Source organism: bacterium (assembly GCA_040755755.1).
In the GTDB taxonomy this organism is placed as follows: domain Bacteria; phylum SZUA-182; class SZUA-182; order DTGQ01; family DTGQ01; genus DTGQ01.
In genome coordinates this window covers 19,708-31,428 of record JBFLZW010000014.1, presented here as the reverse complement: position 1 = coordinate 31,428, position 11,721 = coordinate 19,708, and the positions used below count along the sequence as shown (strand labels likewise).

The window sequence follows — 11,721 nt, the reverse complement described above, 5'->3', positions numbered from 1 at the left end:
TTGTCTCCATGTCGCCTCCTTTCCGGCTCATGGCTGGACTTTGACCAGCTAGGTATCGACCATGCCGGTCGCACCTCGTCATTCCCGCCTGCGCGGGAATGAGACAGTAAAAGTGTCCGGTAGCGAATGCGAGGATGAGAGACAAACTGATTCATGGTTATTTTGGTGTTATATCGATATTGTCTGGGGAGTCATAACTGAGGATATTCCAATTTACCGTATTCCGGGCTTTCCTCAAATAGCGTAATCTGCCTGGTATTCTTCTTCCAGGGGGAAGTGGCCAGACTGTTTCCCGCTTCAACCGGGTCATAGACTGGTCTATCCATTGGACGGGTCCGTAATGTGCCTTCGGTTTCCTGCTGAATTCTTTGTCGTGCAAGATGAGCGTAGTTGGGGACGATTTCCGCACCAGCGCCCCGGCGGCCATGACGAATAGCTGCAATGACCGCAGTCCCTGTTCCAAGAAATGGGTCGAACACCCAATCTCCTTCGTTGGTTAGAGATAAAACCAATCGTTCGATCAGCTCTACCGGAAACTGGCAGGGGTGGTCAGTCTTCTCGACATGATTGCTCTTGACATTCGGGATCTCCCACACGTCCCCTGGATTCTTTCCGAGGGGATTACATGAATACTGGCCAGCTTTGGGTCCTTTGTAGTACTTTTTCGCCGGATATTTCTGGGGCACACGAATGGCATCAAGGTTAAAAACATACTCGTCAGACTTTGTGAACCATATGATCGTTTCATATCGTCCGGAAAACCGGCGGCTGCAGTGCAGTCCGTGTTCAAAGTGCCAGATGATGCGATTACGCATCCTGAGACCCAGACCTGAGAAGATGGGATAGAGAACCGTGTCCAGAGGGATGATCGCCCCTCTGTCAACGTAGTTGCCGACCTGCCAGCAAATGCTCCCTTGCGGCGATAAAACGCGCACACACTCGGCAATTACCTGCGCTTGCTGCTGGAGATACAGATCAAGATGGAGCCTTTCCTCGTACTCCTTGCCAATGTTATAGGGAGGCGATGTAACAATGAGCTGCAGCGATTCAGCCGGAATCGTCTTCAGCAGGTTGAGGCAGTCTCCGGGGTAGACGACAATATGTTCCGAAAGGGCAAATTCATCTGAAATTTTGCGCTTCTGGTCAAACAGGGCCTGAGTGTATGGTTTCATTTCTCTTCTCTCAATTCATCTTTGTGCCTCTTATGCCTGAGTACTATACTATCATAGTAGATTCCGGCAGGAATGCAAGCGAAAAATCCGCGACACGGCGGAAAGGCTGTTCGGCCAGTATTTTTCGATGCGATGCCCGATGCCGGGCATCGCATCAATGCCTTCCAATTATTCCCAAAGAGATTACGTCTCTTGACTGTTGGAAAAATTTTGGATAAAATACGGAATAAGAAGTAAGGAGCAAGAAAGGAGGCCTCTGACATCGCCCGGAAATATTAAGCCTTGAGGTTCCTGTTACCAGAGGTCAATGGTACTCAGCGATTTTCGGGCAAGGAACAAAGCATAATGGAGGACAAAAAACAATGGAGGTTCGCTTTAAAATTGATGACGAGTTTATGACCGCACTTGAAAAAGAACTGCAAGTCAAAAACTCTACGGACGTTGTACGGGAGGCTCTTGCTTTATTAAGCTGGGCTATAAGTGAGAAGAAGGCCAAAAGGTCGGTGATCCTGTCTACCACAGAAGATGGATCGGATGTACACCGGTTAGCTATGCCTTCCCTCATGCAGATAAAAACTTAAACTATGGTTTAAGATGAAGAGGCTATGAAGTTACCAGAAGATATTATCCACGGGGCTGAGGTTAGCACCGTTCCTTCAGTGCCACTTACAAAGGCCAGAATAAGCCTTGTTCAATGGGGTTTAGTTGGAATAGCCGGGTTCATTGCTGCTGTAATGGTAGGATACGCCCTGAAGGAATATCAGTGTGCCAGGCTCTTGGAATGTTCCCAGCGAGAAGTGCTGGCTGGAAGGGTTGATGAGGTCGGGTATGCACGGTTAAATGAGCTCATGGGAAAGGTCCGCGAAGATCTGACTGAATTCCGCAAATTCATAAAGGAAATGATTCAGATGATCCTATTGAATGCTTTATTCCCGGCCCTGACTGCACTTTTAGGATATGCTTTCGGGACAAAACAAACCTGAGAGAAATCCAATCAAACCAGACGAGGATTATATTGCCGCACAGCCGCAGGCTGTGCGGCAATACCTCTCTATTCTGCTTGGATGCCCCCTTATTCTCTCCTGGCTTTCTTCTCCAAAATATGTTATTATTATGCTGCTGAATAAATAAATACCAGTTAACTTAATGTACGCTAAGCCGTACACCCCTTACTATAACCCAAGTCATGCCAGGTCATGGATAGCACCGATCTTCAAAAATCTCCGTATTGTTGGCATATGGGGCAGGATATAAGCCGGTTCAGTGAGCTGGGTGAGGAAATCATTCAGGTTATTCCCGTCGGCATCCATCTGCTGGACACAAATTTTCGCATTTGCCTCTGGAATCCGGCGATGGAAAAAATGACCCAAATCCCGGCTTCCCAGGCTTTGGGAAAGGCCGCGTTTGAGATTTTTCCCCATACTTTTACAACCCGGATGCAGGAAATCTGCACAAGTGTCCTGCGGGAAGGGAAGCCGGTTTTCAGGAATGAAACCCCTCAATTCATGATCAGCGGCTCATCGGTACAGTATAGCCTCAGTATATTTCCTCTCAGGAATCAGGCCGGACTGATTGATTTTCTGTTGATTTGTCTGGAAGAAATGCCCGATTACAAATCACGGGAGAACGAGCTTGAGAAAGATGCCGGGAGGCAGGCCAGGGAGATGGAGATATGGGAAAAGAATTTTTATGCTCTGGTAGAAGGCTCTCTGGAGGGTATTGGCATTTCAACAGGAGAAACTATTACCTATGTCAATCCAAGCCTGGCCAGAATATTGGGTTATAAGAACCCGAAGGAGTTGATCGGCCAAAGTTTGATGGCCCTCAGCACCCCGGAAGCCTGGGAAATCATTCAGGAGCGGATAACCAGGAGACGGCAGGGCAAACCCAATCCTCCCCGCTTTGAGATCAAGGCTCAAAGGAAGGATGGGGCTGTTATCGACCTTGAGATTTCCACTTCGCATGTTCTCGTGGATGGAACATGGGTCACTCTGGCAACTATCCGGGATATCAGCGAGAAGAAAAAGATCGAAGATCAGGAAAGAAAGATCCACGAGCACATTCTCCATTCGGACCGTCTGGCAGCTATGGGCAGGCTTTCAGCCGGCATTGCCCACGAAATCAATAACCCGCTGGCTGTTCTTTCCGGACGGATTCAGGATCTGCTCACAAAATATGAGGCCCATGAAGAATTGGGGCATAATTTTGCCAGTATGAAAAGAGTATGTGACCGTATCGGGAAGATTGTCGATAGCCTTCTCTTTTTTTCCCGGCAAAAAGAAGAACCCAGATACCTTTACGAAATTCACGAGGTTATCGAAGACGCCATCTCAATGTTCGAGGCGGAAACCGTAACCCGGGGAGTTCGCTTGATCAAGCAGTATGCCCACAATATTCCGCCGGTAATTGTTGTCGCCAGCCAGATTCAGCAGGTCTGTGTCAATTTGCTCATCAATGCCATTGATGCAACAAAACTTGGAGATGAGATAACCATTTCGACGAAATTGGATACGGCCAGAGAAAATGTAATGATTATCTTCAAAGATACCGGAGGCGGGATCCCGAAGAAGTACCTGAGTAAAATCTTCGAGCCTTTCTTTACCACCAAAGAGGTTGGCAGGGGAAGCGGCCTCGGTCTGTCCATCAGTGCCGGAATCATCAAGGCCCATCGGGGAAGTATCCGGGTGCGCTCCAAAGAGGGGCTGGGAACGATTTTTACCATCAAGCTGCCCCTTCCTACACCGGAAGACCTGCAGCAGTGCGGCATGAATCCGGCCAGTAACCAGAGATCCCCGCGCGGCAGCCAGGGCAGTGGCAGTCGCTACTGATTTCGTTTCAATACCGGCATCAGCGCTTTGCTCTTGAGATTCTTGAGGGCGTAAAGCTCCTGATCCGCCTTGTGGATTAATTCATAATCAGTGGCCGCCTCGGTCGGGTAGTTGGCGATACCAAAGCTGATGGAAACCTGGAGCTGCTGATCAACCCCATCGGAACGGAAGAATGTACGGCCCAGTTCATTCTGAATCCGGGTCATGGCTTTGGCTGCATTACCCTTCGAGGTTTCCGGCATAACCACCACGAATTCGTCTCCGCCATAGCGGGCTACAATATCTACTTCCCGCAGCCTCTCACGAATAAACCGGGCTACGGATTTGATGACAAAGTCTCCGGTCTGATGACCGAAGGTATCGTTGAAATCTTTAAAACCATCGATATCCAGGATAGAAAGGGACACATCATGATGGTAGCGCTCGGATATCTTGAGAATGTCGGCCAGGGTCTTATCGAAGTAGTAGCGATTGTAAAGCTGAGTGACGGAATCGACATGGACCAGTTCCCGAAGGGTCCGAAACCGGTCAACCTTGGCCTGAATTCGGATGATCAATTCCTCCGCGCTGGCGGACTTGAGTATATAATCATCCGCGCCTACTTCCAGCCTGACTATGGCCTCTTCGGTATCTCCTTCCTCCATCAGCAAGACGAAGGGGACTACGGCTGTCAGCGGTTTTTCCCTGACCCGGCGGCAAAACTCCACGCTGCTCATGGAGGACAGGTAAGCATCGGAAATAATAATATCCGGAATCTGTTCGTTGAGGATGGCCAGAGCTTCAGACCCGTGATCAGCTTCCAGGACCAGATAGCCTGCCTTGTGCAGGTTTTCTTTCAGTCGCTCTTTAACAGCCACTTCCTCTTCAACAAGAAGAACCTTTTTCAGCATTCCAGGCATTGCCTTTCCTCCAGCAGCAAATCGAGACTCTCCTCTCAGCTTCTCTCACCTTCCGGAGAAGATAAAGAGTCTTCCGCCGATGTGCCCATGTCTACCCTGACTATCTTAACTCGATGGATTCTTCGCTCATCCACTTTTTCAACAGTAAATTGTAAACCCTTATAGGTAATCTGTTCCCCCTGGCGAGGGATCCTTTCCAGGAGTGCAAATATCAGCCCGCCTACCGTCTCATAATCGTCCTCTTTCAAGGGGATTTGGAAATATTCCTCCAATTCGTCTATCCCCAGACGGCCATCGGCGGAAACAGCCTGCCTGTCCTGTTCATCCACCACCAGCATCTGTTCTTCTTCGATATCGTATTCATCTTCGATCTCACCGACCAACTCTTCCAGCAGGTCTTCGATGGTCACCAGCCCCGCAGTTCCGCCATATTCATCCACCACAATGGCCAGATGGACTTTCTTGTGCTGAAACTCCCGCAGCAGCTCACTGATTTTTTTTGTCTCGGGGATGAAGAAAGGGGGCCGCATAATGTCAGCAGCTATGAATCGTTCCCGCCCGAGACTATGGAGCAGGCGCAGAAGATCCTTTGCGTATAATACCCCCACAATATTATCGATAGTATCTTTATAAACCGGAATCCGGGAATGTCCATCTTCATTGATAAAATCTATCACCTGGTCGAAGGTGGCATCCTGGCGGATGCAGAGCATTTCTATTCTGGGGACCATGACTTCACGGGCAATGGTATCTCCGAATTTGAGGATACTCCGGAACATCTCATGTTCCTCCTCCTCAATCACTCCCCGCTTTTCCCCATCATCTATTAACTGTCTGAGCTCTTCTTCGCTCTGGATGGCGGTTCTTTCCCCTCCAAAACAAAGGCGAGCCAAAATCTCCCGGAGTTTCAGGCCAAGCCTCTCCCTCAGGCTTTCTTCCTGCTCAGGAGGGGGGGCATTATCTATTTTTTCCATACCTTTCCCTTAAAAAATATTTTCCTGTAACTGCAAACAGTATTTTACCTCCTCCCTTTTAAAAGCAACAGCGAAAAAGGATAAAAATGCCGGCCGTAACCAGCCCGCCCAGGATTGCCCCGACAATTACCTCCTGGCGGGTATGAATCTTCAGGAGAAGTCTGCTGTGGCTCACCATGATGGCCAGGCCGAAAGCCAGCATAATAATGATCGGGTTACTGGTCAAAAAGGCTATGGCTGTCACGATCGAGAAGGCCACAGCGGAATGCCCGCTGGGCATGCCGCCATGCAGGGGCTCACCCCGCCCGAATTTGGCCTTGCTGATGACAATAAGGATGATAACCACCAGAAGGGTAAAAAGGATAGTATAGGCAGCCAGTGTGCCTTCACTCAGGCGGTGAAAAAATCCCACTGCCGTGAAGGCAGGGGAAATAAGATAGGGGATAAAAATCAGGCTGCCGACAGCTACGGCTCCCACAGCCGACAGCAGTACAGCACCTGCCGCAATGTCTTTGGTAATTTTCGCCTGAGCATTGGGATGCGGGCTGATCATGTTCACCATCTCTTCAATGGCTGTATTGAATACCTCTGCTATCAGCACCAGAGAAATGATGAGCACCACAATGAGCATCTCTTCTTTGGAAATAGGCAAAATGGCACTCGCCAGTAACACCAGGGCGGCGGCTCCCAGGTGAAAACGCAGGTTCTTCTGCGTTCTGACCGAGTAGATTATCCCCTCAATGGCGTAATTGAGCTTTTCGATTAACGTATCATCCGGGCGATCGGAAAGCATGTTCATGTAACTCGGTTTGAATACACTGCCAAAGCTCCTGCTCTTTTTCTCTCATACGGATGGCCTCTTCTTCAGCCATATGGTCATAGCCAGCCAGGTGCAGAAGGCCGTGAATCAGCAAAATTCCTGTTTCCTGCTCCAGCGGATGCCCTGCCTCGATGGATTGTCTTTGAGCAGTCTCCACCGAGATAATCACGTCTCCGAGGAGATCAGGATTAATCTCCGGAAATTCTCCCTCGCGCATCGAGAAGGCCAGGACATCAGTTGCTGAATCAATGCCCCGGTATTGCCGGTTCAGTTCCCTGATGGCCTTATCGGTTACGAATGTAATACTCACCTCCTTGGTTTGAAATCCCAAGGCGTTTAAGATTTTCCGTACCGCCTTCCTCCACAAGGGAAGGCTTATTTTTACTATCTTTTGTTGATTTCTGAGTTGAATCTCCACTTTTTTCCTTTTTCCCCTCACCCGATCCCGGCTGAATATGAGGATAAGCAATCCTCTGGTGAAAAATTCCCGTCAGAATCCGGTTAAAGCTGCCTGCGATCTGGTTAAGATCCTTCAAGGTCAGCTCACACTCATCTAACTGACCATCCTGGAACACATGGTTGATAATGGTCAGGATCAGCCCCCGGATCCGGGAGGGGCTCGGATCAGTCAATGTCCTTGAGGCAGCTTCCACCACATCAGCCAGCATGACGATTCCCGCCTCCTTGGTTTGAGGCTTGGGCCCCGGATATCGGTAATCCTCCTCCTTAATCACCTGGAGCTTTTGCTCTTCCTGATCTTTGGCCTTCTTGTAGAAAAACTTGATGAGACTGGTTCCATGGTGCTGACTGATGATATCTATAATAGCTGGGCTGATTTTATTCTGCCTGGCCAGTTCAACACCATCCCTCACGTGGGAGATTAAAATCAATCCGCTCATGCTGGGAGCCAGCCGTTCATGTTCGTTTTTAAAATTCATCTGATTTTCAACAAAATACCGGGGCTTTTTAACTTTGCCGATATCGTGGTAATTGGAAGCCACACGGGCCAGAAGCGAATTGGCTCCTATGGCTTCGCAGGCTGCCTCGGCGAGGTTACCGACCACGATACTGTGGTGATAGGTTCCCGGTGCTTCCATGGCCAGGCGGCGCAGGATCGGCTGATTCATATTCAGCAGCTCCAGCAGTTTGATGTCGGTGGTCAATTTAAAGAGCGATTCAAAAATCGGCAGCAGGGCTGAAACTAAAGTTGCTGAAGCCAGTCCTCCCACAATCCCAAAGATGCAATCGAAAATTCCCTGAGAGCTCACCAAAATTCCTCTGGTCAGGTCAAGGGGAATGATTACCGCCAGGTTAACGAGGCTGACCATAGCTCCTCCGCGGACAACAGCGGTTCGATGAGCCTTATACAACAAACCGTAGATCGCTCCCATACTCCCGAAGAAGGCGACTAAAAAGAAATAGAAATTTTTCCCGAGCAGCAGACTGGAAAAAATGGCTGTAACAACCGCGATCATCACCGCTATCTGGGTATCAAGCAAAATGGCTGCCAGCATGGCCGCAGCGGCAAACGGGAAAGCGTAAAGATAGGAGGAATGCTCTATTTGTGATACCGTAGCCGACAGGCCGTTGGCTACGTAGACAAACATCTTGTTGAAAAAAATGGTTACCAGGATTATCAGAGCGATCAATACCAGGTCCTTGATATTTTTGGTCATGGGCGGATGATAGCGATAGATGAAAAGAAACACCATCAGCAGAGTCAAAAGGGTGATCATGGCCATTCCGAAAAAGGAGAGGAAAACATTTTCCTGCTCCATAATCCGGATCAGCTCGTTAATCTTGGCAACCTGGCTTTCCGTGATCTTTTCCCCTTCCCGGACGATCATCTCTCCCTTTTTTATCTGGAAAAATGACGGCTTTACACTCTCAATCGCCTGGATCTTTCGCAGCCGGGTCTCGCTCAGATTAAGTGTCATGTTGGGATAAATCAGCCCCTTCAGGATTTCCGCTACCAGCCGGGAGGTTTTATGATCCTGGGGGAAAAGGGACTTGGCCGCTTTTTGAGCATACTCTTTGGCCCCCTGCTCATCGAATATTTCACTCGTGTCCTTGATGATCATCTCCTGGCCGGTGAGGATATTTCTCTTGATAAAACCCTTTTTTTCTTCCTCCAAGGGAAAATTCAGGCTTCCCACAACACCCATGTGCATGATTTTATTCATGAGACTGCTGATGGTGTCTTTCAGTTGATCTTTCTCCGGATAATGCACCAGGTGTTTGAAGTCTTCGAGTGGCAGGGCAAGGTAGGTCTCATCCTTGAAGTATTCCCATTGATCTTCGATCGGGGATTGAGAAAAAGGTGTTCCTTCCTGATCGGACTCTGGCGCTGCTTCGCCTTCCTTTTCCCCTTGTTCATCCGGCGGCTTGTTTCCCGATGGGGCGACCTCCCTCAGCAGGTCAAAGGCACGGTGCAGTTTCTGGTCAATGTCTGCCAGCAGCCGTCCGTCATAATCATAGATGGCCAGAATCCTGGCTTCGGCATCATTCTGCCGTTTTATGGTCGTAGCCCTGTCCTCGACCTGGAAATCCTTGGGCGCTTTAATGTCGTGCGGACTGATATCGCCAACCTGCATGGGGACGATCGGCACGCTGACGATAGGAAGGATCAGATACGTCAGGATAAAAGTCGTCCCCAGCCACAGGCCGATAACCTGGGCAATAAAATAAGCGTAAGCTCTCGATGATGAGGATTTTTTATCTTTTAAGAGGATCCTTTTGCCACTTACAGCCTTGGTGGCTCCTTTTCTCCATCGGTTAAACATTTTTTCCTTTTGAGAGCAGGTTCCTTACCAGCTTTCTGCCTGGAATTTTCCTCATGCTGTTCGTAATTCTCATAGGCCTTAATAATTTTCTGGACCAGACTATGCCGAACGACATCAAGCTCGGAAAAGTAAATAAACCGGATCCCCTGAACTTTTCTTAAAATAGACTGGACTTCAACTAATCCTGAAGGTCGGTCAGACGGCAGATCAATCTGGGTCACATCGCCGGTAATTACAGCCTTTGACCCAAAACCCAAACGGGTCAGAAACATTTTCATCTGCTCGGAAGTGGTGTTCTGTGCCTCATCCAAAATAGCGAAGGCATCGTTCAAAGTCCTTCCCCGCATATAAGCCAGAGGAGCGATTTCGATCACGTCTTTTTCTATCAGCCGATTGGCTCTCTCCGTATCCATCATGTCGTAGAGGGCATCGTACAGAGGCCGCAGATAAGGATTGACTTTCTCCTGTAAATCACCGGGTAAAAATCCCAGCTTTTCGCCGGCCTCGACCGCTGGCCGGGCCAGAATAATGCGGCTCACCTGCTTCTTCATTAATGATGATACGGCCATAGCCATAGCCAGATACGTCTTGCCGGTCCCCGCAGGGCCAATACCAAAGACGATATCGTGATCTCGGATGGCCTGAATGTACTCCTGCTGTACTCTGCCCTTGGCACGGATGAACGGTTTTCTTCCCGGCACTTCGATACGATCGAGGAAAATCGATTCCAGATCTGCATTTTCGTTTTCCGTAAAGGCTTGAATAATATATCTAATGTCAGTGCCTTTACTTACTGCCCCCTGCTTGATTAAATTCAGAAGTCTCGGGATAAGGTTTGTTGCCCGGTCAACGTTCCTCTCCTCTCCGAGAATACAGAATTGATTTCCTCTGGTTGAAATCTGGACATGAAAGTTATCTTCAAGCAGTTGAAGATTCTTTTCCTGGCAGCCGAAAAAATCCACCAGGCTTTGATTGTCATCATATTCAATTTTTTTCATTACCTGTTCTTTGTTCAATCCGGTTCTTGAATCCTTTCTCTCGGTTAAGCCGGAATTGGCCTAGCTTATCGTATAATTGCATTAGAGCGAAGATACCATGACGATGAGGAGATGTCAAGAAAAATAAATATCATATATATTTTACTTTTCAATGTGTTATGTAGGAATAGTCATGAACAGATAGACTCCGAAGCACAGGAAGATCAAATTTCCCAGCCATGCAGCCAGCATCGGAGGAATCGCTCCGGCCCGGCCGAGAGAGATGCTGAGGTAAAATATGACCCAATAGATAAAGCTGATCAGAAGACCTAATCCAATATTGAACAGCCTGGCGCTGCGGTCGATTTTTACCGCGAACGATATTCCGATCAGGGCGATGATAAAGGGAATGAAAGAAGTTGATATCTTGGCATGCAAATCCACCAGATACTTATCTACGCTATAGCCTGCTTCGCGAAGCCGCTCGATGTAATTGGCCAGTTCCCGGTATGACATCTCTTCCGGCAGCTTTTGCAGGGCAAAGATATCCTCAAATTGCTCCGGAATGGAAAGGGCTTTTTCCTCAAACTCGGCAAAGGTCGTCTTCGAGAAATCATCCGGACTGAAAATGCGCTCAACGCCATGTTCCAGGTACCAGATACCGTTGCGGTAAGCCCCCTGCCGGGCATCGATCCGGCGGATGATACGAAACTGCGGATCCAATTCGAACATAATGATACCACGAACTTCGTGAAGCTCCGCATTTACCAGTTGAATATTAAAGAGGCGTCCCCTGGTTCCCCAAAACCATATCCTGCCTTCCGACAGGCTCTTTCGAGGATTTTTCCCCTCCATCAGCTTCTTATAGTAATTGGCAAGCTGATTGCTGCTGACCAGGACCGTTTCCTGACAGGTGAACGAGAGAGCCGAGAAAAGGGCGGCGATGAGCAAAAGGATGGAGGTTGCCCGGTAAAGGCTGATACCGGCTGCTTTCATGGCCAGAAGCTCCCGGTTGCGCGACATCATTCCCAGGGTTAATAAAACGGCGATCAGAAAGGCCACCGGCAGGAACTGGAAGAGAGTTGCTGGAATGGTATAGAACAGGTACTTCACCAGGGGACCAGCACTCGTACCGGACTTGACGACATCATCGATCTTCTCGAAAAATTCGATGATAAGATAAATTCCGAGAAGACAGACAACCGTCAGGGCAAATGAGCGGAAAAACTCTTTTATCAGATATCGATCCAGAATGCGCATATGCGTTT

11 protein-coding genes are annotated in these 11,721 nt (G+C 48.8%); 3 read left to right on the top strand and 8 right to left on the bottom strand.

Features of this window, described 5'->3' with window-relative positions; all coding sequences use genetic code 11:
- Positions 1-191 precede the first annotated feature (191 nt).
- Complete coding sequence (locus AB1611_05305; GenBank protein ID MEW6379007.1) at positions 192-1,172, bottom strand: site-specific DNA-methyltransferase; 981 nt, start codon at positions 1,170-1,172, stop codon at positions 192-194.
- Between the two features lie 362 nt (positions 1,173-1,534).
- Here AB1611_05305 and AB1611_05300 point away from each other — a divergent pair, with 362 nt between their 5' ends.
- From AB1611_05300 to AB1611_05290, 3 genes are all read left to right on the top strand, one after another.
- The gene (locus AB1611_05300; protein ID MEW6379006.1) at positions 1,535-1,753 is read left to right on the top strand and encodes a hypothetical protein; all 219 of its coding nucleotides are present in this window, start codon (positions 1,535-1,537) and stop codon (positions 1,751-1,753) included.
- A gap of 24 nt (positions 1,754-1,777) precedes the next feature.
- Positions 1,778-2,155 (top strand): hypothetical protein, encoded by a 378-nt coding sequence (locus tag AB1611_05295; protein ID MEW6379005.1) that lies wholly within the window; start codon positions 1,778-1,780, stop codon positions 2,153-2,155.
- 255 nt (positions 2,156-2,410) lie between these two features.
- Positions 2,411-4,000: a PAS domain S-box protein gene (locus AB1611_05290; protein MEW6379004.1), complete on the top strand. Its 1,590-nt coding sequence runs from the start codon at positions 2,411-2,413 to the stop codon at positions 3,998-4,000.
- Here AB1611_05290 and AB1611_05285 read toward each other — a convergent pair.
- The 7 genes from AB1611_05285 to lptG form a co-directional block, all read right to left on the bottom strand.
- A complete protein-coding gene (locus AB1611_05285; protein ID MEW6379003.1) occupies positions 3,994-4,899 on the bottom strand; it encodes a diguanylate cyclase in 906 nt (301 codons plus the stop codon). The two genes, AB1611_05290 and AB1611_05285, sit on opposite strands and share 7 nt — an antisense overlap.
- Positions 4,900-4,934: 35 nt before the next feature.
- A complete protein-coding gene (locus AB1611_05280) occupies positions 4,935-5,873 on the bottom strand; it encodes a hemolysin family protein (protein MEW6379002.1) in 939 nt (312 codons plus the stop codon).
- Between the two features lie 58 nt (positions 5,874-5,931).
- Positions 5,932-6,672: a diacylglycerol kinase gene (locus AB1611_05275; GenBank protein MEW6379001.1), complete on the bottom strand. Its 741-nt coding sequence runs from the start codon at positions 6,670-6,672 to the stop codon at positions 5,932-5,934.
- Positions 6,644-7,003, bottom strand: a complete 360-nt coding sequence (gene ybeY / locus AB1611_05270; protein MEW6379000.1) for an rRNA maturation RNase YbeY — start codon at positions 7,001-7,003, stop codon at positions 6,644-6,646. The genes AB1611_05275 and ybeY overlap by 29 nt, the downstream gene beginning before the upstream one ends.
- Complete coding sequence (locus AB1611_05265) at positions 6,978-9,476, bottom strand: HDIG domain-containing metalloprotein (GenBank protein MEW6378999.1); 2,499 nt, start codon at positions 9,474-9,476, stop codon at positions 6,978-6,980. The genes ybeY and AB1611_05265 overlap by 26 nt, the downstream gene beginning before the upstream one ends.
- A complete protein-coding gene (locus tag AB1611_05260) occupies positions 9,437-10,474 on the bottom strand; it encodes a PhoH family protein (GenBank protein ID MEW6378998.1) in 1,038 nt (345 codons plus the stop codon). The genes AB1611_05265 and AB1611_05260 overlap by 40 nt, the downstream gene beginning before the upstream one ends.
- Positions 10,475-10,630: 156 nt before the next feature.
- On the bottom strand, positions 10,631-11,713 hold the full coding sequence (gene lptG, locus AB1611_05255) for an LPS export ABC transporter permease LptG (protein ID MEW6378997.1): 1,083 nt from the start codon (positions 11,711-11,713) through the stop codon (positions 10,631-10,633).
- Positions 11,714-11,721 lie beyond the last annotated feature (8 nt).